Annotated in this window: 27 protein-coding genes; 11 read left to right on the top strand and 16 right to left on the bottom strand. The window is 60.8% G+C overall.

From position 1 onward, the window contains the following. Positions 1–52: 52 nt before the first annotated feature. Together lptG and lptF are read right to left on the bottom strand one after the other, a co-directional pair. Positions 53–1,141 (bottom strand): LPS export ABC transporter permease LptG, encoded by a 1,089-nt coding sequence (gene lptG, locus JYU29_RS04765; protein WP_213983578.1) that lies wholly within the window; start codon positions 1,139–1,141, stop codon positions 53–55. After that, the gene (gene lptF, locus JYU29_RS04770) at positions 1,138–2,331 is read right to left on the bottom strand and encodes an LPS export ABC transporter permease LptF (RefSeq protein ID WP_213983579.1); all 1,194 of its coding nucleotides are present in this window, start codon (positions 2,329–2,331) and stop codon (positions 1,138–1,140) included. Before lptF ends, lptG begins: the two co-directional genes overlap by 4 nt. Before the next feature lie 364 nt (positions 2,332–2,695). On the opposite strand from lptF, the gene JYU29_RS04775 reads away from it, so the two are divergent. Together JYU29_RS04775 and JYU29_RS04780 are read left to right on the top strand one after the other, a co-directional pair. Then, on the top strand, positions 2,696–4,195 hold the full coding sequence (locus JYU29_RS04775) for a leucyl aminopeptidase (protein WP_213983580.1): 1,500 nt from the start codon (positions 2,696–2,698) through the stop codon (positions 4,193–4,195). Positions 4,196–4,211: 16 nt separating this feature from the next. Further along, positions 4,212–4,661 carry a DNA polymerase III subunit chi gene (locus tag JYU29_RS04780; protein ID WP_213983581.1) on the top strand — a complete coding sequence of 150 codons (450 nt, stop codon included), beginning with the start codon at positions 4,212–4,214 and terminating at the stop codon, positions 4,659–4,661. 85 nt (positions 4,662–4,746) lie between these two features. On the opposite strand, the gene JYU29_RS04785 is transcribed toward JYU29_RS04780, so the two are convergent. From JYU29_RS04785 to JYU29_RS04795, 3 genes are all read right to left on the bottom strand, one after another. After that, positions 4,747–6,624 carry an ABC-F family ATP-binding cassette domain-containing protein gene (locus JYU29_RS04785; protein ID WP_213983582.1) on the bottom strand — a complete coding sequence of 626 codons (1,878 nt, stop codon included), beginning with the start codon at positions 6,622–6,624 and terminating at the stop codon, positions 4,747–4,749. Positions 6,625–6,730: 106 nt separating this feature from the next. Continuing rightward, positions 6,731–7,582: a hypothetical protein gene (locus JYU29_RS04790; protein WP_213983583.1), complete on the bottom strand. Its 852-nt coding sequence runs from the start codon at positions 7,580–7,582 to the stop codon at positions 6,731–6,733. A gap of 140 nt (positions 7,583–7,722) precedes the next feature. After that, positions 7,723–8,232 carry a DinB family protein gene (locus JYU29_RS04795; RefSeq protein WP_213984268.1) on the bottom strand — a complete coding sequence of 170 codons (510 nt, stop codon included), beginning with the start codon at positions 8,230–8,232 and terminating at the stop codon, positions 7,723–7,725. Between the two features lie 54 nt (positions 8,233–8,286). Here JYU29_RS04795 and JYU29_RS04800 point away from each other — a divergent pair, with 54 nt between their 5' ends. After that, complete coding sequence (locus JYU29_RS04800; protein WP_213983584.1) at positions 8,287–8,979, top strand: glutathione S-transferase family protein; 693 nt, start codon at positions 8,287–8,289, stop codon at positions 8,977–8,979. 78 nt (positions 8,980–9,057) lie between these two features. Continuing rightward, positions 9,058–9,480 (top strand): nucleoside-diphosphate kinase, encoded by a 423-nt coding sequence (gene ndk, locus JYU29_RS04805; RefSeq protein ID WP_213983585.1) that lies wholly within the window; start codon positions 9,058–9,060, stop codon positions 9,478–9,480. 47 nt (positions 9,481–9,527) lie between these two features. Here ndk and JYU29_RS04810 read toward each other — a convergent pair whose 3' ends face one another. The 5 genes from JYU29_RS04810 to JYU29_RS04830 all read right to left on the bottom strand — a co-directional run bounded on the left by JYU29_RS04810 (position 9,528) and on the right by JYU29_RS04830 (position 13,797). After that, positions 9,528–10,013 (bottom strand): molybdenum cofactor biosynthesis protein MoaE, encoded by a 486-nt coding sequence (locus tag JYU29_RS04810; protein WP_213983586.1) that lies wholly within the window; start codon positions 10,011–10,013, stop codon positions 9,528–9,530. Between the two features lie 6 nt (positions 10,014–10,019). Next, positions 10,020–10,319 (bottom strand): molybdopterin converting factor subunit 1, encoded by a 300-nt coding sequence (moaD, locus tag JYU29_RS04815; RefSeq protein WP_213983587.1) that lies wholly within the window; start codon positions 10,317–10,319, stop codon positions 10,020–10,022. Next, entirely contained in the window at positions 10,276–10,863 is a 588-nt protein-coding gene (gene pgsA, locus JYU29_RS04820) for a CDP-diacylglycerol--glycerol-3-phosphate 3-phosphatidyltransferase (protein WP_213983588.1), read from the bottom strand. The genes moaD and pgsA overlap by 44 nt, the downstream gene beginning before the upstream one ends. A 112-nt stretch (positions 10,864–10,975) precedes the next feature. Continuing rightward, positions 10,976–12,979 (bottom strand): excinuclease ABC subunit UvrC, encoded by a 2,004-nt coding sequence (gene uvrC, locus JYU29_RS04825; protein WP_213984269.1) that lies wholly within the window; start codon positions 12,977–12,979, stop codon positions 10,976–10,978. A gap of 56 nt (positions 12,980–13,035) precedes the next feature. After that, positions 13,036–13,797 carry an SDR family oxidoreductase gene (locus JYU29_RS04830; RefSeq protein ID WP_213983589.1) on the bottom strand — a complete coding sequence of 254 codons (762 nt, stop codon included), beginning with the start codon at positions 13,795–13,797 and terminating at the stop codon, positions 13,036–13,038. A 345-nt stretch (positions 13,798–14,142) separates the two neighbouring features. Here JYU29_RS04830 and JYU29_RS04835 point away from each other — a divergent pair, with 345 nt between their 5' ends. Beyond that, positions 14,143–14,805 (top strand): outer membrane protein, encoded by a 663-nt coding sequence (locus JYU29_RS04835; RefSeq protein ID WP_213983590.1) that lies wholly within the window; start codon positions 14,143–14,145, stop codon positions 14,803–14,805. A 72-nt stretch (positions 14,806–14,877) separates the two neighbouring features. Here JYU29_RS04835 and JYU29_RS04840 read toward each other — a convergent pair whose 3' ends face one another. The 4 genes from JYU29_RS04840 to JYU29_RS04855 form a co-directional block, all read right to left on the bottom strand. Next, positions 14,878–15,477 (bottom strand): glutathione S-transferase, encoded by a 600-nt coding sequence (locus tag JYU29_RS04840; RefSeq protein ID WP_213983591.1) that lies wholly within the window; start codon positions 15,475–15,477, stop codon positions 14,878–14,880. 28 nt (positions 15,478–15,505) lie between these two features. Next, on the bottom strand, positions 15,506–16,198 hold the full coding sequence (locus JYU29_RS04845; RefSeq protein ID WP_347879850.1) for a ribonuclease T2 family protein: 693 nt from the start codon (positions 16,196–16,198) through the stop codon (positions 15,506–15,508). After that, positions 16,195–16,644 (bottom strand): hypothetical protein, encoded by a 450-nt coding sequence (locus JYU29_RS04850; protein WP_213983592.1) that lies wholly within the window; start codon positions 16,642–16,644, stop codon positions 16,195–16,197. The genes JYU29_RS04845 and JYU29_RS04850 overlap by 4 nt, the downstream gene beginning before the upstream one ends. Positions 16,645–16,743: 99 nt before the next feature. Next, the gene (locus JYU29_RS04855) at positions 16,744–17,598 is read right to left on the bottom strand and encodes a 23S rRNA (adenine(2030)-N(6))-methyltransferase RlmJ (RefSeq protein WP_213983593.1); all 855 of its coding nucleotides are present in this window, start codon (positions 17,596–17,598) and stop codon (positions 16,744–16,746) included. 67 nt (positions 17,599–17,665) lie between these two features. Between JYU29_RS04855 and JYU29_RS04860 the strand changes: the two genes are divergently transcribed. Next, positions 17,666–19,837, top strand: coding sequence for a molybdopterin oxidoreductase family protein (locus JYU29_RS04860; RefSeq protein ID WP_213984271.1), 2,172 nt, complete (start codon positions 17,666–17,668; stop codon positions 19,835–19,837). Here the strand turns inward: JYU29_RS04860 and purN are convergent. Next, complete coding sequence (gene purN / locus JYU29_RS04865) at positions 19,787–20,491, bottom strand: phosphoribosylglycinamide formyltransferase (protein ID WP_213983594.1); 705 nt, start codon at positions 20,489–20,491, stop codon at positions 19,787–19,789. The two genes, JYU29_RS04860 and purN, sit on opposite strands and share 51 nt — an antisense overlap. After that, positions 20,488–21,552, bottom strand: a complete 1,065-nt coding sequence (gene purM, locus JYU29_RS04870) for a phosphoribosylformylglycinamidine cyclo-ligase (RefSeq protein ID WP_213983595.1) — start codon at positions 21,550–21,552, stop codon at positions 20,488–20,490. The genes purN and purM overlap by 4 nt, the downstream gene beginning before the upstream one ends. A 143-nt stretch (positions 21,553–21,695) precedes the next feature. On the opposite strand from purM, the gene JYU29_RS04875 reads away from it, so the two are divergent. From JYU29_RS04875 to JYU29_RS04895, 5 genes are all read left to right on the top strand, one after another. Next, complete coding sequence (locus tag JYU29_RS04875; RefSeq protein WP_213983596.1) at positions 21,696–22,253, top strand: CDP-alcohol phosphatidyltransferase family protein; 558 nt, start codon at positions 21,696–21,698, stop codon at positions 22,251–22,253. Continuing rightward, positions 22,225–23,427: an AI-2E family transporter gene (locus JYU29_RS04880; RefSeq protein WP_431192822.1), complete on the top strand. Its 1,203-nt coding sequence runs from the start codon at positions 22,225–22,227 to the stop codon at positions 23,425–23,427. The genes JYU29_RS04875 and JYU29_RS04880 overlap by 29 nt, the downstream gene beginning before the upstream one ends. 3 nt (positions 23,428–23,430) lie before the next feature. Continuing rightward, the gene (locus JYU29_RS04885) at positions 23,431–24,108 is read left to right on the top strand and encodes an HdaA/DnaA family protein (RefSeq protein ID WP_213983597.1); all 678 of its coding nucleotides are present in this window, start codon (positions 23,431–23,433) and stop codon (positions 24,106–24,108) included. A gap of 135 nt (positions 24,109–24,243) precedes the next feature. After that, entirely contained in the window at positions 24,244–25,737 is a 1,494-nt protein-coding gene (locus JYU29_RS04890; RefSeq protein ID WP_213983598.1) for a sensor histidine kinase, read from the top strand. A 32-nt stretch (positions 25,738–25,769) separates the two neighbouring features. After that, complete coding sequence (locus JYU29_RS04895) at positions 25,770–26,183, top strand: response regulator (protein WP_213984273.1); 414 nt, start codon at positions 25,770–25,772, stop codon at positions 26,181–26,183. Position 26,184: the final 1 nt, after the last annotated feature.

Consider the following 26,184-nt stretch of genomic DNA (forward strand, 5'->3'; position numbering starts at 1 on the left):
CTGGCGCTGAGAAGGCGCTTAAGGCGCGCCGAAGACACGGACGCGTCCCGCACTAGCCGTCCTCTCGATGCAGCAAGAAAGTCACCCCGAAAAACATCGCAACTACAACGGGTACCCAAGCCGCGATGACGGGGGGAACGATCCCCGCGCTCCCGAACGCCTTGACCAGGACCGACACGACATAAAGCAGAAAGCCGGCAAGGATGCCACCCAGAATCATGATCTCGGATTGTCCCATCCGTGCAAAGCGCATCGACACTGTTGCAGCGATGAGCGTCATCGCCACCAGCAGCAGCGGCAGCGCTACCAAGGAATGGAACTGCATGGCGAAAGCGTCCGCCCGCAAACCAAAGGTTCGCGCCACGCTGATCTTGCCAGGCAATTCGAAGAAGGGAACGGTTTCGGGTCGCGCAACGCGCTGCGCTACCAACTCCGGCGTCAGACCGGTCGGAATATGAACCGAGTCGGTGGACACGATGCGCTGGCCGTCGGCGAAGCTTTCGATGCCCTGCAGTTCCCAATAGCCATCACGCAGATAAGCGCGCTCTGCATCCAGACGGTCACTGAAATCACCATCCGCGTCGAAACGGAAGAAGCTCGCGCCATTCAGTTCAAGCCCGTTGTTCAGCACGGAGCGGGCGCCGATGATCGTGTCCACGCCCTCATAGCTTTGCCGTAGCCAAGGCTCTTCGAACGCCGTGCTGCGCTGCGTGTCGCCGGCGCGCAGGCTGGTCTCGATGCCCTGTGATTGCGCGAAGCCATAGGCGGCCAATGGGTTGAGCAGGATGATTGTGAACAGGCCGAACACGAATGCGCCGATCGCCACCGGCGTGAGGAACTGCCAGGCGGAAATGCCAGCTGACCGTGCGATCACCAGCTCATACTTCCGGTTCAACGACACAAGCGTGAACATCGCCGAAAACAAGCCGATGAAGGGAACGGTCTGCTGCATCACCATCGGCACGCGCAGGGCAGAAACCGCGAGCGCGCCGGTGAAGGAGTAGCTGGACGATCCGGACACGACATCCTGGAACTGCGTGAAGTCGACGAGAAAAACCAGCGCAAACACGCCAACGAAGAACCAGGCGGTGATCGTCACATAGCGCATGAAGAAGTAACGGCCGAGCGTAAAGCCGATCATGGGCGGCCTCCTGGCTGGGCATTGTTCAAGCGTGCGCCAGTGATCATGGTGCGCAGGCGGTCAAAGCGGTGGGAAAGCGACTCGACCCAGGACACCGGCAGTTCAAGCGTCTTGTTGGCGCGAATGAAGCCGATGGCGACAGCCGCAGCGCCCAGCGGCACAAGGTAGATCAACACGGAGAACAGCAGGCTGCCTTCCGCGCTGTTTGCGACCGTGAAGCCCGCCCAGCGAACAAACAGCGCCAGAAAGATCGCCGTTGCCATAGGATGCAGGCGCGCCTCACGATGCGAGCGAGCGTCTCCCGCGGCGGCAATCGCGATCAAAGCGAAAACAAGCGGATAAAGCCATTCGGTGAATCGAGTGTTGAGCTCGGTAGAATAATAATCCGGCCGCTCGATCAGCACCGCGTCGTTAGGGTCTGGATTGAGCAGATAGGAAAGCGGGCGATCCTTCGGGAACATCACGGGCGCCCTGTCCGATGGCGCGAAGGCGGACAGGTCGAAGCCGTAGGAATCGAAACGGATCAACGAAGCTGGGCGTTCGGGCGCCTTGCGGCTGATGATCCCGTCCTGCATCAGAAGCAGGTTGTCCTGGCCTTGTCCTTCAACGACGACGCCCGTCTTTGCGTAGTAGTTCAACTCGGTCTTCGGATCGCGCGAATCGGCAACGAAGATGCCGCCCAGGCGTCCGTCCGGAAGACGTTCGGAAATCTGGACATAGAGTCCATCCTCGACGCGCTTGAACGAGCCTTCCTGAATGACGCTCGAAATTAGATCCGCATTGGCGCTGGCAAGCAGCAGACGGAAGCGCTCGCGGGCCAATGGGTTGAGGCCGTTGTCGACGATGAAAACGAACACGCTAGCCAGAAGCGCCATCAGGATAATCGGACGGATGATGGTTCGGCGTGAGGATCCGGCGGCGCTGAGAACCACGAGCTCCGAATCCTGGTTCATGGCGCTGAGCGTTTGGGTGATCCCGATGATCAGCGCGAAAGGCACCACGATCGGCACTACCGAAGGCAGCAGCATGGTTGCCACCTGGAAGAAGGTGAAGGCGGATTGGCCGCTATCCGTGACGAGGTTGATGCGCGCCAGAATCTGGCTGACCCAGACCATGGCAAGCGTCCAGAACAGCGCTGAAGCGAACACGCCAAACGCACGCCGCAAGATGTAGCGCTCTACGACTTTCATTCCGTCGTGTTCGTCCTAAACAAGACAGCTGACTGCGCGCCCCACGCATCTGCTGTACCAAACCACTGTGACCTCGCCCTGAGCCGGAGTGTTTAACCACCCCGAACAGGTTGTCCAGCGCTCATAGAAGCAGCGCTAATGGCTAAGGAATGGCGAAGAAGGGTGGTTAACAAAGTGTTGACCGCGGAAACGCTGGGGAAAGATGTCGTGTTTGGTGAGACATGACGCTTCGGAGATGGACGACTGAAGGGCAGTTCGCTCGAAGGCGATGCTGAAAGGCCACGGTCTTGAAACTGCCGCGTCAGGGTGTCACTGACTGGACATGCTCTTTCCGCTCATGCGGACCAACTAGCAGGATACTTTCATGGCGCTTCGTCCCACCATCCGCTTCGCTTCCCTCGATGATCAACCGCAGTCGGGCACCGTTCTCGTTCTGGCAGGCGAGGGCGCGACCCTTTCCGACGCCGCAAAGGCATCTGATCCATCGGGCGTTTTGACGCGCGCGGCCGAGATCGCTGAATTCGAAGGCAAGCTGGCCAGCACCGTTGACGTGATCGCACCCGAAGGCGCTTCGGTGGATCGATTGGTGGCGATTGGCACCGGCAAGGCCGACAAGCTCGATGAGATCGCCTGGTCGCGCATCGGCGGCGTAGCGATGGCCGTAGCGCGCCGTTCCACCGAGATTGCCGTGATTGCGGACGTGCCCGAACACGCGGTGTCGGCAGTGGACGTCGCGAACCTGGCGCAAGGCGTGCTGCTGCGCTCTTATACATTCGACAAGTACAAGACGAAGAAGTCGGACGACGCTGAAAACAAGCCGGCCGACAAGGCAGCGACAATCACCGTACATTGCGCCGATCCGGCTGCGGCGGAGGAAGCCTTCAAGGCTGCTCAGGCTGTTGCCGATGGCGTGATGCTCGCCCGCGATCTCGTTAACGAGCCCGCCAATATGCTCGGGCCAATCGAATTTGCCGATAAGATCAAGGCGCTCGGCGAACTGGGCGTGGATGTCGAGATCCTCACGGAAACCGAGATGACCAAGCTCGGCATGGGCGCGTTGCTCGGCGTGGCGCAGGGATCCTCGCGTCCGCCGCGCCTTGCCATCATGCGCTGGAACGGCGGTGCTGAGGGCGAACAGCCGGTAGCCTTCATCGGCAAGGGCGTCGTGTTCGATTCGGGCGGTATTTCCATCAAGCCGGCCGGCGGCATGGAAGACATGAAGGGTGACATGGGCGGTGCCGCCGCCGTTACCGGTCTCATGCATGCGCTGGCTGCCCGCAAGGCCAAGGCGAATGTCATCGGCATCGTAGGTCTGGTCGAGAACATGCTGGACGGCAACGCGCAGCGCCCCGGCGATATCGTCACCTCCATGTCGGGTCAGACGATCGAAGTCCTGAACACCGATGCCGAAGGCCGCCTCGTGCTCTGTGATGCGCTCTGGTACGCCAAGGAAACCTACAAGCCGCGCTTCATGGTCAATCTTGCAACACTGACCGGCGCGATCATGGTGGCGCTCGGCCAGCATCACGCCGGTCTGTTTTCCAACAATGATGAACTGTCGGAGCGGCTGACCGCTGCTGGTCTCGTGACGGCCGAAAAGCTGTGGCGCATGCCGCTTGGACCGGAATACGACAAGCTGATCGATTCCAAGAATGCCGACATGAAGAATATCGGCGGTCGCTTCGGCGGCGCGATCACCGCGGCGCAGTTCCTGCAGCGCTTCGTCGGCGACACGCCCTGGGCGCATCTGGATATCGCCGGCACGGCGATGGGGTCGCCGGCAACCGACATCAGCCAGTCCTGGGCATCCGGCTTCGGCGTGCGTCTGCTCGACCGTCTGGTGCGCGACAACTACGAGGCTTGAAGCCGGGCGTGACGGGATGACCGAGGTCCTGTTCTACCACCTGACCGAATCGACGCTCGAGGAGGCGCTGCCAGCGCTCCTCGAGCGCTCGATCGCGCGCGGCTGGCGGGTGGTGGTGCAATCGGGCAGTGAAGAACGCCGCGATACGCTCGACGCGCATCTATGGACCTTCCGCGATGACTCGTTCCTGGGACATGGCAGCGACCGCGATCCGCATGCGGCCGAGCAGCCGATTCTGCTGACAACCACGCAGGACAACGGCAACGAAGCCAAGATTCGCTTTATGGTCGACGCCGCAGAGCCGCCAGCGATCGATTCATATGAACGTGCCGTGTTCCTGTTCGACGGCCACGACGCCCACCAGCTCGAAACCGCCCGCCGCCACTGGCGTGAGGTCAAGACGGCGGGGCATCAGGCAACTTACTGGCAGCAAACACCGGAACGGCGCTGGGAGCGGAAGGCGTAGCCTTTTCTGACGCTATTTTGCCGCGGCGGATGAAGTCCCGCAGCCCCCATCCCGATGCCGGAGCGAAGAGAGCTTTAGGACGAGACTACTCGGCCAGACCTTCTTCATACTGGCTCGACAGGTTCAGCCACTTTTCCTCGTTGGCTGCCAGCGTATTTTCCAGCTGGGAGCGCTCTTTTGACAGCTGCGTCACCGCGCCGGGATCCTTGTCGTACAAAGCAGGATTGGCGAGCTGTTCTTCGATACCGTTGATGCGCTTGCGGGTGCGCTCCATCAGAGCTTCCGTCGCCTTGATTTCTTTGGCGAGTGGCTCAAGCGCTGCACGACGCGCGGCTGCCTCGCGCCGCTTGTCGGCTTTGTTCGCCTTGTCGGCCTCGCGCTTTTCCTTGCGATCGCCCGAGCTTCCCGTCACCAGTTGACGATAATCGGCCAAGTCGCCGTCATAAGGCGCGACGGTGCCATCCTTGACCAGCCACAAGCGGTCGGCGGTGGCTTCCAGCAGGTGGCGGTCGTGGCTGATGATGATCACGGCGCCGGAGAAATCGTTCAAAGCCTCGATCAAGGCGGCGCGGCTGTCGATGTCCAGATGGTTGGTCGGCTCGTCGAGGATGAAGAGGTTCGGCCCGTCGAACACGGCCAGTCCCATCAACAAACGTGCCTTTTCGCCACCAGACAGGTCCTTGGCGGGCGTGTTCATCTTTTCCGTCGGCAAACCGAACTGGGCGACGCGACCGCGCACCTTCGATTCCGGCGCGTCGGGCATCAGACGACGCACATGCTCGATGGCGTTTTCTTCCGGCCTGAGATCATCCAACTGGTGCTGGGCGAAGATGGACACTTTCAGCTGCGGCGCGATCGTGATCGTACCGGACTGCAGCGGCAGGCGACCTGATATGAGCTTGGCGAAGGTCGACTTGCCGTTGCCGTTGGCGCCGAGCAGCGCGATGCGATCGTCGGCATCGATGCGCAGCGTCAGGTTCTTCAGGATCGGCTTGTTTTCAGCATATCCGACAGTGCCCTGACCCATGGTGATGATCGGCGAGGCGACGGTTTTGACAGGCTCGGGGAAGTTGAACGGCGCGACCTGATCCTCGATCACCGCCGAGATAGGCTTCATGCGCTCCAAGGCTTTTAGGCGTGACTGCGCCTGGCGCGCCTTGGAAGCCTTGGCGCGGAAGCGCGCCACGAAGTCTTCCATATGCTTGCGCGCTGCTTCCTGCTTCACGCGGCCCTTTTCCTGAAGGGCGGCTTGTTCGCCGCGCTGGCGCTCGAACTGGTCGTAGCCGCCGCGCCACAGGGTCAGCTTCTTCTGGTCGAGATGGACGATCGAGTTGACAGCACGGTTGAGCAGATCGCGATCGTGGCTGATCAGGAGCACGGTGTGCGGGTATTTGGAGACATAGTTCTCCAGCCACAGCGTGCCTTCGAGATCGAGATAGTTGGTCGGTTCGTCGAGCAGCAGAAGGTCGGGCTGCGAGAACAAAACGGCGGCGAGTGCCACACGCATGCGCCAGCCACCGGAAAAGGACGAGGCCGGGCGCTGCTGCGCTTCGAGGTCGAAGCCGAGGCCCGCAAGGATCGTTGACGCGCGCGCTTCCGCCGAATGGGCGTCGATATCGGCCAGCCGGATCTGAATATCGGCAATGCGCCCGGGGTCGGTAGCGGTTTCTGCTTCTTCAAGCAGTGCCAGCCGTTCCTTGTCGGCCTTGAGCACGATCTCGATCAGCGGCTCTTCCGTGCCCGGTGCTTCCTGCGCGACCTGGCCGATCTTCAGGCCTTTGGGCAGGCTGACCGAGCCTGTCTCGCTCGCCAGATCGCCGGTGATCGCCTTGAACAGCGTGGTCTTGCCGGTGCCGTTGCGCCCGACCAGACCGGCCTTCGTACCTGCCGGCAGTGTCAGAGAGGCGTGATCCAGCAGGAGCCGGCCGGCGATACGCAGCGAAAGATCGTTGATGATAAGCATTGCGGGCTTTTGCCTGCTCGCACGCCTCTGCGCAAGCACAGGCTCGGGTTGAAAACGCAAAACGGCCCGCCGAAGCGGGCCATTGCATCTGGGAGGATGCTTTCGTTCAGCGTGAGCAAGCTGCCACGGTTTCACTGGAATACTGAGCGGTATGCGTCATCACGTCGAGACAGAGGGTCTTCTTCCGGTTCAACGTACGACCTTGACGGTTCGCTCTGCTGACGGACGGTGCGCCAAGATTGCGCGTGCGCGTCGTGGACGTTGCAGTTCGCGTGGGGGTGCTATGGGCATTGCCGGTGCCTTGACGGTTCACGTCGACCGGGTTGGTGGCGATGCCGCCATTGTTGCCGCCGCTGCCGATTCCACCCCCGGTGCCCCCGGTGCCACCCGTGCTTCCACCTCCGGAACGTCTTTCGCCGATGCCGAGGCCGAGGCGTGCATCGACGCCACTGCGGCCGCCGATCGAAGCTCCAAGGCCTGCACCAACACCGCGGCCCCCTCCAATCGATGCGCCAGCACCCGCACCGACGCCGTCACGGCCGCCAATGGAAGCGCCTGCGCCGGCTCCGATGCCGCCGCCACTACCGCCGCCGACCGAAGCGCCGGCGCCTGCACCAACGCCGCCTGAGCCGCCGACGGACGCTCCAGCCCCGGCGCCAATGCCACCACCGCCGCCAACAGAAGCACCCGCACCGGCGCCGACACCACCGGAGCCGCCAACCGAAGCGCCGGCACCTGCGCCCACGCCGCCGCTGCCAGTGCCGCCGATACCGGCACCTGCACCGATGCCGCCTGCGCCGCCGATGGACGCACCCGCACCGATACCGCCACCACCAATGGAAGCGCCGACACCGATGCCGCCGACATCAACACCGACATCCAGAGCGGCTGCCGGATAATTCATGGATACCAAAAGAAGTCCTCCGAAAACGGAGGTAGCGAAGATCTTCGCACGCATAGCCATTTTCCTTCCCTTCGAGCTTGTTGGCTTGAACTATAAGCCATAATGAAATGACGAGCGGGTACAGGAAAAGTTTCACTCATTCTGTGATATAGTTTATGTATACTTTTAAGAGGGGACTGTTGGCTCGTGCAGTATCAAGCGAAAGCGCGGCCTTCGCTGCGTTGAAAGCTAATCAGATCAAGGTTTGGCGCCGGTTGGCCAAGCATCGTCAGAACTGCACTCGCTTGGCCACGGTGATGTGTCTGGTGATTGAAGAAGTGGTACAGTGCTGGTGACAGTCGCTGGCTGATCGTTCGCATGTCACTCACCGTCGTGTAAGAGAATCGCCCGGCGAAATCCGCTTCATCCAGACCATTGATCCAGTCCGCGATGCGTTTGTCTTCGTGCTCGCGCGCGAGGCGCAGCGGCGCGAAGTTTGGATGGATGATGGTGTTGAGCGCAGTTGGCGCTTCGCCGCGACCTGTGAAGCGCTTCAGCCAAATGCGGTCGGCCACGAGGATGTGGTTCAGTGTGCCGCATAACGAGCCGAAGAATACGCCGGTCTGGCGGGTGAATGCATCATCGGACAAGGCAGCACCTGAATCATAGACCGCACGGTTCGCCCAGCTGTTGTAAGCGGCAAACATCTGGAATTCCTGTTTCATCGCGCGCCTTTCTGATGCAGCGTTGCGGTTCGTTGAGTCTCGGGAGGTGCTGCGGTGTCCATTAAGCTTTATGATCTCGTCGGCAAGGATCATTCCCGCCCTTTCAGCCCGCATTGCTGGAAAGTGCGTATGGCGCTGGCGCACAAGAACCTGTCATACGAAACGGTGCCGACTTCCTTCACCGAGGTCCGGGCCGTTGAAGGCGGCGCATCGAAGATCATCCCGGTGATCCGCGACGGCGAAACGGTCGTATCCGATTCCTTTGCGATAGCCCTTTACCTCGAACACACCTATCCGGATCGCCCGACCTTGTTCGGCGGACAAGGCGGGGAATCGATGGCACGCTTCATCGAGCGCTGGTCGCTGGCAACGATCCATCCTTTCATCGGCTCTGCCGTTCTGATGGATATCCACGAGTGCCTGGAGCCTGTGGATCAGGCGCATTTCCGCAAGACCCGCGAAGCCCGCTTCAACAAGCCGCTGGAAGAGGTTCCGGTTGGACGCGACGAGAAGCTGGAAGCCTTTCGCGCCAGCCTTGCGCCGCTGCGCAGTACATTGGCCGAGCAGCCCTTCATCGGCGGTGTGACGCCCTTATTTTGCGACTACATCGTGTTCGGCGCGCTGCAATGGGCGCGCGTCGTTTCGACTTACGGCTTTCTTGCCAGTGACGATCCTGTTGCCGTCTGGTTCGAGCGCTGCCTGGCCCTGCATGAAGGGATCGGCGCAAGCGTTCCTGCCGCAGCCTAGCCATCAGGCTTGGCAACCGGGAGGGCGCTCTGTATAGGACGCCCACTTCCCGAACCCCAAGCACAGGACAACAGGACCATGGCGGTAGAGCGTACTTTTTCGATGATCAAGCCGGATGCGACCAAGCGTAACCTCACCGGCGCGATCACCAAGATGCTGGAAGATGCCGGCCTGCGCGTCGTCGCATCGCGTCGCGTCTGGATGAGCCGTCGCGAAGCCGAAGGCTTCTACGCCGTGCACAAGGATCGTCCGTTCTTCGGCGAGCTGGTTGAATCCATGTCGGCAGGTCCGACGATCGTTCAGGTTCTGGAAGGCGAAAACGCCATCCTGAAGAACCGCGAAGTCATGGGCGCGACCAACCCGGCCAATGCCGACGAAGGCACGATCCGCAAGGTGCATGCTTTGTCGATCGGCGAAAACTCGGTTCACGGTTCGGATGCTCCCGAAACCGCTGCCCAGGAAATCGCCTACTGGTTCTCCCAGACCGAGATCGTCGGCTGATTATCGGCTGATGGTAACGAAAAAGCCCGGCTTCGAGCCGGGCTTTTTTATGAGCGTTCGAACCCTTCCGCAGCCGACCAGCGCTGCAGCGCCTCATCGTCGCTTTCCTTGGCATCCACCCAGCCGCCATCGCTGCCGTCGCGCGCAATCAGCTTTTTCCAGAACGGCGCCTTGGATTTCAGGAAGTCCATCAGGAAGGCTGCGCCATCGAAGGCCGCTTGCCGATGAGCGGACGCAGCCAGCACCAGCACGATGTTCTCGCCGGGCGTAACGCGTCCATAGCGATGAATGGCGGTGATGGCCTGCAACGGCCAGCGCTCGGCTGCCTGGAGCGCGATCTCGTTGATCGCCCGCTCTGCCATGCCGGGATAATGCTCGAGTTCGAGGGCAGCCAGGGAGCCGCCATCATCGCGGCAGATGCCGGAAAACGTCACCACGGCGCCGATTTCGGGATGGCCTGCGGTCGCAAGCTCGATCTCCCGGGCAATGTCGAAATCGTTGGCCTGAACACGAATAACGGGCTTGATCGTCATAACCGATCAGCCTCCGGTCATTGGTGGAAACAAGCCTATCTCGCGGGCGTCGCCAAGCGGCTCGTCATGCTCGGCATGCTCATGGTCAAGCGCAACGCGGATGACTTCGGGGAACTGAAGGGCATGCTCGTAGCCTTCGCCACGCTCTTTCAGCCAATGGAGCAGATCGCGCACGGTGACCACGGAGGAGGGGAGAGCGATCTCCTCCTGCGGCACGCCGATGCGCTCGCGAACCCAGGCGAAATAAACCAGCTTGACCGGTCTATTCGTCGACGATGTGTTTGGCGCCTGCTCGAAAATAGTCATAGCCCGTATAAAGGGTGAGAATTGCGGATATCCAGAGCAGGACGATGCCCATCTGCGTCGTATAGGGAAGCAGCTTGTCTCCGGCCGGGCCTGCCAGCAGAAAGGCAATGGCAAACATCTGCAGCGTCGTTTTCCATTTGGCGAGCTGCGTTACCGGCACGCTGACCTTCAGCGCAGCCAGATATTCGCGCAAACCCGACACCAAAATCTCTCGACACAGGATGATGATGGCAGCCCACAGCGTCCATCCCGCGATGATTCCTTCGGCCGCCAGAAGCAGAAGGCAGGCCGATACAAGGAGCTTGTCGGCAATCGGATCCAGCATCTTGCCGATGTTGGAGGTCTGCTGCCAAATCCGGGCGAGATAGCCGTCGAGGTAATCGGTGACGCTGGCCATGATGAACAGGAACAGCGCCGACCAGCGCGCAAGGTCGCTCGATTGCAGGCGACCCTCGAAAAAGAAGCAGAGCACAATCAGAGGCACAGTCAGGATGCGACTGTAGGTCAGAAGGTTTGGAATATTGAAAGCCCGGCGGCTTGCCATGGTGCGAGTCGAAACCTTCTTTGGCGCAAGCTTCATTCGTGGCCGCTCAAATGCGGCAATTTGCGAGCCGGGGCAAGCGCTGGGACGACATCTTTGGTGAACGCTGCATCTTTCAGCCCTTCTCGTGGAAGTGATTGTACACGGTACGCGCGATTGATTCGGAGATGCCATCGACGGCCATCAGGTCTTCCATAGCCGCCCGGCTGACAGCCTTGGCCGTGCCGAAATGGTGCAGAAGCGCACGTTTGCGCCCCGGACCGATGCCCGCGACCTCGTCGAGCGGATTGCGCACGAAGTCCTTCTTGCGCCGCGTGCGATGCGCCCCGATCGCGAAGCGATGCGCTTCGTCTCGCAGCCGCTGTAAAAAATAAAGAACGGGATCACGCACGGGAAGGGTGAATGACGGCCGCCCTTCCATGATGAACCGCTCGCGTCCCGCTTCGCGATCCACGCCCTTGGCAACGCCGATCGCGTGCACCGCATCTGAGATACCGAGGTCGGCGAGGATCTTGCGCACGGCCGTCATCTGGCCCTCGCCACCATCGATCAGAATCACGTCCGGCCAGGCTGGCACGGCCTCGTCTTCTTCCGACGGATCGGGCGCGGCTTTACGGTCCGGGATGCCGTTTTCCTTGATGAGGCGACCGAAGCGGCGCTCCATCACTTCGCGCATCATGCCGAAGTCGTCTCCGGGCGTGATCTCGGTCGAGCGGATGTTGAACTTGCGATACTGATTCTTGATGAAGCCTTCTGGCCCCGCCACGATCATCGCACCAACGGCGCTCGTGCCCATGATGTGCGAATTGTCATAGACCTCGATGCGGCGCGGCTTGCGCTCAAGTCCGAACACCGACTGGACGCCCTCCAGCAGGCGGGCCTGCGAGGATGTTTCGGCGAGCCGCCGTCCCAGCGCTTCGCGCGCGTTCTGAAGGGCGTGTTGAACCAGCTCCTTCTTTTCTCCGCGCTGCGGTACGGAGATGGACACTTTGCGGCCTGCCATCGTGGACAGCGCCTCTTCGAGCAGCGGCTGCTCTTCCACTTCCTGCGAAAGGAGAAGCATGCGCGGGCAGGGTTTGTCTTCATAGAACTGCGCCAGGAACGCACCCAGCACTTCGCCGAGCTCGATCGTTGGATCGGCCTTGGGGAAATAGGCGCGGTTGCCCCAGTTCTGACCGGTGCGGAAGAAGAACACCTCGATACAGGTTTGTCCGCCCTCGCCATGAATGGCGAACACGTCGGCTTCTTCCACCGAGGCCGGGTTGATTCCCTGATGGCTTTGCACGTGGCTGAGCGCGCTCAAACGGTCGCGATAGATCGCGGCCCGCTCGAAATCGAGATCATCCGACGCGTCCTGCATGGCCGAAGCGATCTGCGCCTTCACGGTCTGGCTCTTACCCGACAGGAAGTCGCGCGCTTCACCGACTAGCGCCTTGTAACCGGCTTCGTCGATTTCGCCGGTGCAAGGGCCGGAACAGCGCTTGATCTGGTAAAGCAGGCAAGGCCGCGTGCGGCTCTCGTAAGACGAGTCGGTGCAGGTGCGCAGCAGAAATGCGCGTTGCAGGGCGTTGATGGTGCGCCCGACCGCGCCGGCCGACGCGAACGGTCCGAAATAATCGCCTTTGCGCGAGCGCGCGCCACGGTGCTTGAAGATGCCGGGCGCGGGATGGTCGCCGGTGACGATGATATAAGGAAACGACTTGTCGTCGCGAAGCAGAACATTGAAGCGCGGCCGCAAGCGCTTGATCAGATTCGCTTCAAGCAGAAGCGCCTCGATCTCGGTGCGCGTAATCACGAACTCCATGCTCGCGGTTTCGCGAACCATTCGCCCGATGCGATTGGTGTGGTAGCGGCCCTGCGCATAGGCCGTAACGCGCTTCTTCAGATTGCGTGCCTTGCCGACATAAAGCACGTCGCCCGCCGCATTCATCATGCGGTAAACGCCAGGCGCGTTGGGCAGGCGCTTCACCAGCATCTGGATCGCGGCTTCGCCAACCAGACCGGCGGCGTCACCGCCGGTGCCGATCCAATCCATATTGGCGAGCGGCTTGGCGGCTTCGACCGGCTCGCTGCCGCCGTCATCCACCAATGTTTCATCATCTTCGTCACGGCCGGGCATGAAGCCTGCGACATCGCTGCCTGCCTGGTGCGAAACGCTTTTCGGATGACCCGCGCTCATTCGGGGATTCCCGCAACATCAGGCGTTTGCCAGGCAAGATGCTGGCCGCCGTCCAGAGCGATCATCTGCCCGGTCACCGATTTGGCTTCCAGAAGATAGCGAATCGTTGCGCCGAATTCTGCGAGATCCGGGCCGCGCTCCAGAATCAGCGCTGAAACCTGTGCGTCGAAATCGGCCTGATCCTGTCGGCTGTTGGGCAGGGTGGGGCCGGGGCCGATGGCGTTGACGCGAATCCGCGGCGCATAGGCCTGCGCCAGCGTCTGGGTGGCCGTCCAAAGAACGGATTTGGACAGCGTATAGGAAAAGAAGCGTGGTGTCGGTCGCCACACCCGCTGGTCGATGATGTTGACGATCAATCCATCACCATCCGAACCGAGCTGCTGCGCAAAGGCGCGGGCAAGCTGCACGGGTGCCTTGGCGTGAACAGCGAAATGCTTGTCCCAAGTCTCCCAGTCGAAGTCCTGTGCGCTGTCTTCCTCGAAGATCGAGGCATTGTTTATCAATAGGCCGAGGGGGCCGAAACAGCCGGCCGCCTCCGCAATCAACCCATCAAGCGCATCGGTGTCGCTGAGGTCGACACGAACAAGAGCAGCCTTGCCGCCATTTTTAATGATTTCCGCAACGAGGCCGTCAGCCTCCTCATGCGAATGGTGGCAATGGATGACCACAGGCAATCCGTGGCTGGCGAGGTCGAGAGCGATTGCTCGGCCGATCCGACGTGCGCCGCCGGTGATCAAGGCAACGGGCAATGCGGTCATGAGTCTAGAACCTTGATGATCTGGGTTGGAAAAGAAGCGCGTGACTCACCGCTTCTAGCGTGAATATAGGCGTTTGAAGCGGTTCAACCAAACCTTAACCATGACGAGCTGCGAAATCGTAACCATAAGATTTTATTAAACTTTTGACCCGTCTGTGGCGATCCGGCAACATCACGTTTCTGCCACAATGCTGACAGGGAAACTTCGCTTTTGAGGTCTTGTTCAGCCGTATTTCGAGACCATTTTCATCCTCGTAGGGCACAGACGGCGTTCACACGTCGCTCTTGATTACCCGCAGTGGTTGGATTTGTCCCAAGCAGATCCCTGTGTACAAGGAGTACGAGAATGAACCTGACGAACAAGTACGGCCGCTCTGTTGCGGTTCTCGCCGGTGCTGCAGCCCTCTTCGCTGCCGCCTCCGCCCAGGCAGCTGACGTGATCATGGAAGAGCCACCGGCACCGATCGCCATGGAAACCCTTCCGGTTGCTTCGTGGGCTGGTGCCTACGCTGGTGCCGTGGCTTCCTACGGCTTCGAAGGCCGCAGCAACGGTCTCGTTGGACCGGACGCTGACACCGACGGTTTCGCTGGTTCGGGCTTCGCTGGCTACAACTGGCAGACCAACAACCTCGTTTACGGTGTTGAAGGCGACGTTGGTTACAGCGGCGTTGACGGTTCGGCTGGCGGCCAGACGGTTGAAGGCGGCCTGAACGGCTCGATCCGCGCTCGCGTTGGTGTTGCAGCAACCGACCGCGTCCTGATCTATGGTACGGCTGGTGGCGCTGCTGAGCGCGTTGAAGTGTCGAACGAACTCGGCAACGACAAGCAGACCCTGCTCGGCTACACCGTCGGCGCCGGCGTTGATGCCAAGCTCACCGACCAGGTCTTCGGTCGCGTCGAGTATCGCTACACCGACCTGTCGGACGACACGTTCAACACGGGCGGCTTCGCTCAGGACGTTGGCACCACCGACCACAAGGTTTCGGTTGGTCTCGGTGTGAAGTTCTAAGCTTCTCATCCAACGAACGAAAAAGCCGGGCTCAATGCCCGGCTTTTTTGTGCCTGTAATCAGGAAACTGGTTCAGCCTTTCGGCAGGTATTTCGCCAGTTCCGGAAACTTGCGGTCGAAACGATCCGCCCAGCGCGTCAGCTTTCCGCGCTTCTTCTCCCACTTGCCCTCGAAGCGGAGCGCCAGGTAGGCGAGGGTCGCACGCAGTGCGAGATGGCCGGCATGCACTTTCGTCGGCAGGCTGATCTTCTGATCGTTCACCAGATCAAGCGCCCGCTCGACCTTGTCCCACTGCCGCTCGAGCCAGGTTTGGCTCACATGCTCTTCGGGACGCATGCGTCGCTCATAGACATGCGCCAGTGCTGCATCGCAGATCCCGTCGCACAATGCTTCCATCTGCTCGGCTTCCAGGCGCTTCGCGCCGTTGCGCGGAAACAGCGAGCCTTTGCTTTCGCGGTTCAGATATTGGATGATGACCCGGCTGTCATAGATCGCACCGCCATCATCGGGAATGAACACCGGGATCTTGCCGAGTGGATTGGCTTCGATCAACGAAGCGGGCGGATTGACGGTCTCCGTGGTAACGGGCTCGAATGCGATGCCCGCCTGATGCGCCGCCATTCGGACCTTGGCGCTGTAAGGCGAAGCGTTGGAAAAGAGGATCTTGGGCATTCGGTCTCCGACAGTTTGGTGAAGAAACTCAGCGCGCCTCGGGCATGGAAGCCGGTCGCGAACAGCCTTGCCGATCGATCTCGGGGCAGGCGCGAAAATCCAGATTGTTCTTGGACAGGCAGATGCGAACTTCGCGGATGAGGCCGGCCTTGCAGCTGACCGCCATATCACGTGCTTCGAGACCGGGATTGGCGGCAGTCAGCGCATCCTCGATCGCCTTGGGAGACACCGGCTGGGAATCGCCGTTCAACGCGGCAGGTATGGTGATCCTGTCGCGTGCAGCGCGCGTGGTTGCGAAATAGTCCACCTGCGACAAGCCGCTGCACGAACCATGCTTACGCCACTGGTGGCCGATCAGGCCGGCTGACGGGATGAGATCGCGGTAGTCGGCAACCAGCGAGTCGGGAACGCGGTCCGGTTCGCTGTTCTTGCAGAATTCGGGATAGCCGCGCTCGAATTGCGGCCAGAGGCCATGAACCACAAAGCCGTGTGGATCTCGACGGCCGCATTGCTGCCGATTCGCCTGCTCGCCTTCTGCCTGGCAGTAGCTCGGTGACCAGGAAAGGCTGAGAACATAGAAGTCGAAGCCGGTGCCTTGCGGGATGGCATCGGCACTCAGCGAAGGCGGGGCATCGGCCTCGCCGGATGAGGACTCAGGCGGCTGGCAGGCGGCAAGAAGAAGCGTGGCAGCCAGGCATAGCCCGGCGCGCAGGCTTGTCACCGCAGGATACGGCACGCACCGCTATAAACATTCCAGCGATCAAAGCCGTCCACGCAGAATTCGACATTGTAGCCGGTGCCGGCAAAGCCCATGCCTTCTTCCACCAGATACCAGATCTTGCGCTGCATGCCGTCCGACAGGCTGACGGTCGCGCCGCAATAAAGGCGTGCGATCGGGCGTTCTTCCGGAATGGCCGGCAGCCAGCGGCGAAGCGTGATGTTGTGGAACTCGGCAATTGCCACTTTCGGCAGGGCAGGCACGTGCGTGACCTGATGCTCGAACTTGGACTGAATACGACCCAGCACGCTGGTGTTCATGCAGAAACCGGCATCGGCTTCCGGCATGACCTGAATGTAATCGGCGGCCTGTGCGGTCGGCGCGCTGAAGCTCGCCAGGCTGACAGCCAAGACAGCCGCTGCCTTGAGGAGAAACGAACCACGCGCCATTGGAAGCCCCGCGATGTTGAAACGATAGGTTGCGATGAATGTCGTGCACCGCACTTGCCCGGTCAACCCGATCAGGTCAAGCCGCCACGAAGAACAAGCTTACCGATGTTCGCGAGCGATCCACCGTGTCCCGGAAGACGCACCTTGATCCTCGGCAAGGCACTCGCACAAGGCTGGAAGCAGGGTGGCCAGCTCCTGTTCGAGCGTAAAGGGCGGATTGATGATCGCCATGCCGCTGCCGATCAAGCCAGCTTCCTCGGCTGAACCGCGAATCGTCAGCCAGGTGTCCAGGATCTTTGGGATGCCCAGCGCGGCAAGGCTTTCGCGGTAGCGCTGCACAGCGGCCAGATCCTTGATCGGGTACCAGAAGGCGTAGATGCCACCCGGCCAGCGACGATGCGCGGTCAGCAAACCTTCGGCCATGCGGTCGAACTCGCCGGGTTGTTCAAACGGCGGATCAACAAGCACGAGCCCGCGCTTTTCCTTCGGCGGCAAATGGGCGCCCATGGAAAGCCAGCCGTCGAGTTCGATGACCCGGACCTGATGATCGCCGGTGAAGACAGAACGCAAGGTATCTGCATCCTGAGGATGCAATTCCAGCGCCGACAAGCGATCCTGCTTGCGCAGAAGATAACGGGAAACAAGCGGCGAGCCGGGGTAATAACGAAGATTGCCATCTGGATTGAGCGCATCGACGGCTGATCGATAGGGCTGAAGCAGGGCTTCGACATCCGGATCGAAGCGCTCGTTCATCAGCCGAGCGATCCCGCCCTGCCATTCGCCGGTGCGGGTGGCTTCGCTCGCCTGCAGATCATAGCGGCCGATGCCCGCATGAGTGTCGACGACGCGGAAAGCGCCTTCCTTGCGCTTCAAATAGTCGATCAGCCGCGCAAGCACCGCGTGCTTGAAGACATCGGCGAAATTGCCGGCATGAAAAGCGTGTCGATAGTTCATCAGATATGTTCGTCCTCGTCAGCGCACGCTCTACACGGCGGAAAGGAAACCGGCTAGTTTGGCTCGCATGAACACCCATGTCCGCACCACCATCGGCCACTCGGCCTGCCCGCATGATTGCCCGTCCACCTGCGCCCTGAACATCGAGATCGTCGACGGGCAGGTCGGCCGCTTTTATGGCGCAAAAGACAACAGCTACACGGCCGGTGTGATCTGCGCGAAGGTCGCTCGCTATGCCGAGCGCGTCCATCATCCCGATCGCCTGTTGAAGCCGTTGATTCGCGCCGGTGCGAAGGGTGAGGGCGCTTGGAAGGAAGCGAGCTGGGAAGCCGCGCTCGATCTCGTCGCCGAGAAATTTCAGGCGGCGGAAGCGAGATATGGCAGCGAAACCGTCTGGCCTTATTATTACGCCGGCACGATGGGCTTGGTGCAGCGCGACAGCATGAACCGGCTGCGCCACGCCAAGAAATATTCCAACACCTTTGATTCCTTCTGCACCAATCTTGCCTGGACAGGCTGGATGATGGGTGCAGGTGCTTTGCGTGGTGCCGACCCGCGCGAAATGGCGAAATCGGATTGCGTGGTGATCTGGGGCACCAATGCCGTGGTCACGCAGGTCAATGTAATGACCCACGCCATTCGCGCCCGCAAGGAACGCGGCGCCAAGATCGTCGTGATCGACATCTACGACAACGCAACGATGAAACAGGCCGATCTCGGCCTCGTGCTTCGGCCGGGAACGGATGGCGCGCTGGCTTGTGCGGTGATGCATGTGCTGTTCCGCGATGGGCTGGCGGATCGTGCATTTCTGGAGCGCTACACGGATGATCCAGCAGGTCTGGAAGCGCATCTGCGGGAGCGCACGCCGGAATGGGCTGCAGCGATCACCGGCCTCGGTGTCGAGGAGATCGAGTTGTTTGCAAAGCTGGTGGGCACCACAAAGCGCACCTTCTTCCGGCTGGGCTATGGCTTCTCGCGTCAGCGCAACGGCGCAGTCAACATGCATGCCGCGCTGTCGATCCCGGCGGTAACGGGCGCTTGGGCTTATGAGGGCGGCGGTGCCTTCCACTCCAATTCCGGCATGTTTAAGCTGGACACGCGCCTGATCGAAGGACGCGAGATGCTCGATCCGAAGATCCGGCATCTCGACCAGTCCAAGATCGGACGCATCCTGACCGGCGATCGTGAAGCACTTTATGGTGGCCCGCCGGTGACGGCGATGCTGATCCAGAACACCAATCCGGCAAATGTCACGCCTGAACAGCGACTGGTCCGGCAAGGTTTCCTGCGCGAAGACCTGTTCACCTGCGTGCATGAGCAGTTTATGACCGATACGGCTAAGCTCGCCGATGTCGTTCTGCCGGCCACGATGTTCGTGGAACACGACGACATCTACAAGGGCGGCGGGCAGCAGCATGTGACGCTCGGTCCCAAACTGGTCGAGCCGCCGCTGGGGCCCCGTCCCAACCTTTATGTGATCGAGGAACTGGCAAGGCGACTGGGGGTGGCCGATAAGCCCGGCTTCGGCCTGACCGCGCGGCAGCATATCGACATCATCCTCGAAAAGCGCGGGCTCGGCTCCTTTGCCGAACTACAGGAAAAGCGCTTCGTCGACATGCAGCCACCCTTCGAGGACGCGCATTTCGTCAACGGCTTCGGCCATCCTGACGGTAAGTACCGGTTCCGGCCGGACTGGATCAACACGCCGGCGCCCAACAAGCCGCCGAAATCGATGGGCGCCCAGGGCGACTATTCACGGCTGCCGACCTATCCGGATCATGTCGACCTGATCGAAGGGGCAGATGAAAGCCATCCGTTCCGCCTCGTGACGTCGCCGGCAAGGTCCTTCCTCAATTCGAGCTTCACGGAAACACCGGGATCGTTGAAGCGGGAAGGGCGTCCGGAACTGCTCTTGAACCCGGAAGATGCAACGAAGCTGGAGCTTGGCGACGGTGATGTTGCCAAGATCGGCAATCATCGCGGCGAGGTTGCGCTGCACGTCAAGCTGTTTGAGGGCGTGCTTCCGGGCGTCGTGATCGCCGAGGGTATCTGGCCGAATTCGGCGCACATCAATGGCGAAGGCATCAATACGCTGACCAGCGCCGATTCCGGTCCGCCTTATGGTGGACTGGTCGTGCACGACACGCATGTCTGGCTGCGCAAGGTGGACAGCGCAACCAGTGACGCGTCAGGGCGTGGAGCGGGCGAGCGCCTCGAGATCGGGACCCTGCTCAACTAGATCGGGTGAGATCAGCATCGCGGCAGTGTTGCTTTCGGCTGTTCTGAAAACAGCCTTGTCGCCGTCCATACGCACCTTGCCTTCAGCCAGAAGCTGGAGGGCGAGGGGGTAAAGCTTGTGTTCTGCCGCAAGCGTGCGGGCAGACAGGCTGTCTTCGGTGTCGCCGCTTAAAACCGGTACGGCGGCCTGTGCGATGATTGGACCGGAATCCATCTCGAAGGTCACGAAATGAACGCTGCAGCCATGCAGACGCACACCGGCGTCCAGCGCCTGTTGATGCGGATGCAAGCCCTTGAAGAGCGGAAGGAGCGACGGATGAATGTTGATCATCCGCCCGCTCCAATGCGACACGAAGCTTTGCGTCAGAAGGCGCATGTAGCCGGCAAGGCAGATCAGCTCCGCGCCAAACTCCGTGAGCGCGCGTTCCAGCGCGGCATCTTGCGAGGCGGAATCCGGATGATCGGACTTGGTGATGACCCGCGTCGGGATCCCTGCGCGCGCCGCAAAGTCGAGCCCGGCAGCATTGGATCGGTTGGAAATGACGCCGACGATCTGCGCGGGATAGGCGGGATTCCGGGCCGCTTCTATAAGCGCCTTCATGTTGGAGCCGCGTCCAGAAATCAGAACAACGACACGCTTGCGTGGTCCATTCATAGGGCGAGCATGCCGTTATAAACAACGCGCTCTTCGCGCGCCGGAACGATCCGGCCGATCGGCGTGACGGTCTCGCCTTCCTGCTGGAGAACGGCAGCGACCTGCGCGGCCTGTCCTGCAGCCACAACCGCGATCATGCCAATGCCGCAGTTGAAGGTGCGCAGCATTTCGTTCGGCTCTACGCCGCCCACTTCAGCCAGCCACGAGAAAACGGGTGGGACGGTGATCGTATCGAGATCAAGCTCGGCCGAATAATCCTTCGGCAGAACGCGCGGAATGTTGTCGGGAAAGCCGCCGCCGGTGATATGGGCGAGTGCCTTGATCCCATGCGTGCCGCGGATCGCGTTCAGCAAGGGTCGAACATAGATGCGGGTCGGCGTCAGCAGGGCTTCGCCAAGCGAGGAGCCTTCCGCGAAAGGTGCCGGATCGGCATAGGACAGGCCGCTGCGTTCCACGATCTTGCGCACGAGCGAGAAGCCGTTGGAATGCACGCCGGATGAGGACAGGCCGAGGATCACGTCGCCATCGACGATGTCGTCCGTCGGCAACAGCGCACCGCGTTCGGCTGCACCGACGGCGAAGCCTGCGAGGTCGTATTCGCCTTCGCGATAAAGGCCCGGCATCTCGGCCGTTTCGCCGCCGATCAGCGCACAGCCTGCCTGGCGGCAGCCGTCGGCGATGCCGGCGACGATCGCCGCACCTTCATCCGGGAGGAGTTTGCCGGTGGCGTAATAATCCAGGAAGAACAGCGGCTCGGCTGCCTGCACAACCAAGTCGTTAACGCACATGGCGACGAGGTCGATGCCGACAGTGTCGTGCTTGTTGGCCTCGATCGCCACCATCAGCTTGGTGCCCACGCCGTCATTGGCCGCAACCAGAACAGGATCGGTGAAGCCCGCGGCCTTCAAATCGAACAAGCCGCCGAAGCCGCCGATCTCGCCATCTGCACCCGGTCGGCGCGTCGATTTCACGATCGGCTTGATCTTGTCGACGAGGGCATTGCCGGCATCGATGTCAACGCCTGCTTGCGCGTAAGTGAGCTTGTCCTGCTCGCCCGTCATGGTCTTTCGCTCCGTTTTGCCGCCGCTTTTGCGCTCTTCGCATGCGCCAGCTTCGCTCGCAAGTTGGACACGCTCTTCGACCACAAGCTTCAACGTGCTAGAGGCCCTTTGATCCGAGAATCATGGACGCAAGAAGGCCTAAAGTGACCATTCCCAACATCATAACGCTGATCAGGTTCTTCCTGGTTCCCTGCGTGGTGCTGGCGCTTCTTGGCGGCAATATGGGGTGGGCCTTTGTCGGCTTTCTGGTCGCCGGCGTTTCAGACGGCGTCGATGGCTTCATCGCGCGCACCTTCAATCAGCGAAGCGAACTCGGCGCTTATCTCGATCCGATCGCAGACAAGCTGCTTCTCGTCTGCGTTTTCGTGGTGCTTGGATTGCTTGGCGAGCTGCCGCTCTGGATCGTTGTCGCAGCGGTATCGCGCGACGCCTTGATCATCGGCGGCGTGATGCTGGCCACCGTGATGGGCAATCCCGTCGCCATGAAGCCGCTCTTCGTGTCCAAGGCCAATACGACCTTTCAAATTTTGCTCGCGCTTGTTGTTCTGGGGGAACTCGCATCGGGCTGGAATCGTGGTGCCTTGCGCAGCGCACTTATATATATCTCCGCCTCCTTGACCGTCGCTTCCGCGGCGGCCTATCTCGTGCGCTGGCTGAGGCATATGAGCGGTTATGGCAGATCCAATCTTTCCGACGGCTGACCGCCTGGCCTCCCAAGTGCCCACAGATACCCAGCCTGCTCTTGTCGAGACAAACAGTCTTGTGTTGGCAAACGACGCGACACCATCCCTGATGAACGCGCGCTTTGCGCGCACCGCACTGTTCTGGGGCGCAGCCCTGCTTGGCTTCATCGCTTTTCTCGTGGTTTTCAGTTCGATCCTGCTGCCCTTCGTGGCCGGCATGGCGCTGGCCTACTTCCTCGACCCCGTCGCGGATCGCCTGGAACGACTGGGTCTTTCACGCCTCATGGCGACGATCATGATCCTGATCGGCTTCCTGTTGGCCGTGGTGCTAGTGGTGATCATCATCGTGCCGCTTCTGAGTTCGCAGTTGTCTGATTTCATCTCCAATGTTCCAGGATACATCACCAACCTGCAGGCGCTGATTACCGATTTCGATCCCGAATGGCTGCGGGAGAACTTCGGCGTTGAGCCGGCAGCTTTGCGCGAGGCATTGAGCGGGCTTGTCACGCAAGGCGTCGGCTTCATCACGACGCTGCTGCAGTCGCTGTGGAACTCCGGCAAGGCGATCGTGGATGTGGTGGCCTTGTTTGTCGTGACGCCGGTCGTCGCCTTCTACATGCTGCTTGATTGGGACCGGATGATCGCGACGATCGACCGCTGCGTTCCGCGCGATCACATTCACACCGTGCGCCAGCTCGCCCGCGATGTGAACAGGGCAACGGCCGGCTTCGTGCGCGGGCAGGGCACCCTCTGCCTGATCCTGGGCGCGATGTATGCGGTCGGTCTGACCATGGTCGGTCTGAACTTCGGCCTGCTGATCGGCTTGTTCGCCGGCCTCATCAGCTTCATTCCTTATGTCGGTTCGCTCGTCGGACTTGTGTTGTCGATCGGCGTGGCCTTCGTGCAGTTCTGGCCGGACTGGCCGATGGTGGTTCTGGTTGCGGCGATCTTCTTCGGTGGCCAGTTCATCGAGGGCAATATCCTTCAGCCGAAGCTGGTTGGCTCGAGCGTCGGCCTGCATCCGGTCTGGCTGATGTTTGCCTTGTTCGCTTTCGGCTCCTTGTTCGGCTTTGTCGGCCTGCTCCTCGCCGTGCCAGCTGCAGCCGCTGTCGGCGTCCTCGTCCGCTTCATGATTGCGCGCTACCTTGCTTCCCCGCTTTACAAGGGGAAGGCTGGTCAGGTGATCGTCTGATTTATGTCTTCTGGAGCACGCCAAATCCCGCTCGACCTCGGTCATCGCCCGGGCCAAAGCCGCGACCATTTTGTCGGATCGCAGGAAAACGCCGCAGCGCTGAACCTCATTGACCGGTGGCCACACTGGTCAGCGCCTCTGGCGCTTCTTGTGGGACCGTCGGGTTCGGGAAAGTCGCACCTCCTGTCGATCTTTTGCGAGGAATCCGGCGCGATCGACGCGGTAGCCGATTATGATGCCGCGATTGATGCTGCCGAAGAGGGGCGGCCGATCATACTTGATGATGCCGACGCTCTGCGCATTGATCAGGTTGCTATGTTCCACCTGATCAATGCCGTTCGCTCAGGCGGCGCCACTTTGTTGATGAGCGCGCAACATGCACCCGCTGCATGGTCTGTCACGCTGCCTGATCTCGCTTCGCGGCTGAAGACGGCAGCGGTCGTGGATATCGGCGAGCCCGGCGACATGCTGCTGAGCGCGGTCGTGACAAAGCTCTTCGCCGACCGGCAGATCGAGATCGAACCGCATGTCGTGCAGTTCATCACGCGGCGAATCGAGCGCTCGCTTGCTGCAGCGATTACCGCCGTTGAAGACATAGACCGCGCAGCCCTCGAGCAAAGACGTCCGATCACGCGCGCTTTGGCTGCCGAGGTTCTGGTATCGGACGGTCGAGCAACCTAGGGCTGGCGATCACTAGGTTTGCGATCGTTGCCACAAACATGATGAACCTGCGTAAATATCGGCAAAACTCCACTTTTCCGCTGGCGTCTCGCCTCTTCTTCGATCAAGGAAGCGGTATCCGAGGGTCAACGCTTCATGTCTACTTCCCGCGCCAGATTCATGCGCAGTGCCGCATTGTTCCTGTTGATCGGTCTTGCCGCGCTTTTGGCGATTGTCGGCGCGACGTTCTGGCTTGCGCAGCGCTCGGAGGCCATTTCGGATACGCTGACACAATGGCGCATCACGCGCGCGGCAACCGTTAATCTGCGCAACTCCATTCAGATCGTTGAAAGCAGCCAGCGCGGCTTTCTGCTGACCGATGATCCGCAATATCTCGAACCCTACGAGCAGGAAGTTGGCCGCATCGCACCGCTTTACGGGCGGCTTGCGGCAACCGTTCAGCCACTGCTTGGTGACCGTGTCGATGTCGGTCGCTTCGATGCGGCGATCACGGCCAAGCTCGCGGAAATAGCGGATACGATTCAGCTGGCGCAGAGCGGTCGCCGCGAAGAAGCGATTGCGCGTGTCCGCACGAATGTCGGCAAGGAGTTGATGGAGGAGGCGGACGCTTTCTTCGCTGAAACGATCGAAGCGGCTGATGAGCAATCCTTGCAGGGACTGACCAGCCAGGCCCGGAACTTCTCGGCGTTGCGATTGGTCACGCTGATCGGCGGCGGTATCATTCTTCTCGTGGTTGGTGGCTCGGTCTGGACTGCGATCATCTATACACGCGAAATCATGCAAGCGCGCGCCGAAGTCGAAGCCATGAATGTCGGCCTCGAGTCACGCATTCAGGAGCGTACGCAGGACCTGTTGCGGGCCAACGAGGAAGTGCAGCGCTTCGCCTATATCGTAACGCATGATCTGCGCGCTCCGCTTGTCAACATCATGGGCTTCACCGCCGAACTCGATACAACGATGAAGACGATCCAGAACTATGTTCTGGCCGAGCCGGGCAAGGCCACGGAGAGCGACGCGAAAGAGGCCAAGCTCGCGGCTGAAGAGGATCTGCCCGAAGCGATCGGCTTTATTCGCTCGTCCACCAAGAAGATGGACGGGCTCATCAACGCCATTCTGAAGATCTCCCGCGAAGGCCGGCGCCCGCTCAAGCCTGAGCCAATCGATCTGAAGACGATGCTTGAGAATACGCTTGCCAGCGTCCAGCATCAGATCGTCGAAGACAATGGTGAAGCGACGATCGACGTCGCTGTGCCGCGCATTGTATCCGATCGCATGTCGCTGGAGCAGATCGTCGGCAACCTCCTGGACAATGCGGTGAAGTACAGCGCCAAGGATCGCGCGCTGCGGTTGCGCCTGAAGGCAGAGCGCAAGCCTGGCAATCGCTTCACCCTCAGCGTGGAAGACAACGGGCGCGGCATTGCCGAACAAGATCATGAACGCGTGTTTGACCTGTTTCGTCGGGCGGGCACACAGGATAAAGCAGGCGAGGGCATTGGCCTTGCGCATGTGCGAACGCTGACACGCAGCCTCGGAGGCGATATCAGTGTGGAATCTGAATTTGGCCGCGGTTCGACCTTCACGATCGAACTGCCTTTGGACCTGAGAACCGTGGTAAGGAGTGAAGTGTAGTGAGTGACAATCCTAAACCGGTCACGATCGTCATGGTCGAAGACGATGAGGGCCATGCGCGCCTGATCGAGAAGAATATTCGTCGCGCCGGCGTGAACAATCCTATCGTTCCCTTCGCCAATGGCACTCAGGCGCTGGAATTCCTGCTGGGTCCTGATGGATCCGGCTCTGCCAATGCCGGTCGCCAGCTACTCATTTTACTGGACTTGAACCTGCCTGATATGACGGGCGTCGATATTCTGCAGCGCGTCAAGGCAAACGAGCACACCCGCCGCTCGCCAGTGGTTATCCTGACCACGACCGATGACGAGCGCGAAATCCAGCGCTGCTACGATCTTGGGGCAAATGTTTATATCACCAAGCCGGTCGACTATGAGGGCTTTGCCAACGCCATCCGCCAGCTCGGCCTGTTCTTCTCGGTGATGCAGGTTCCGGAGACCGCCTAAC

Source organism: Tianweitania aestuarii (assembly GCF_018457165.1).
GTDB lineage: Bacteria > Pseudomonadota > Alphaproteobacteria > Rhizobiales > Rhizobiaceae > Tianweitania > Tianweitania aestuarii.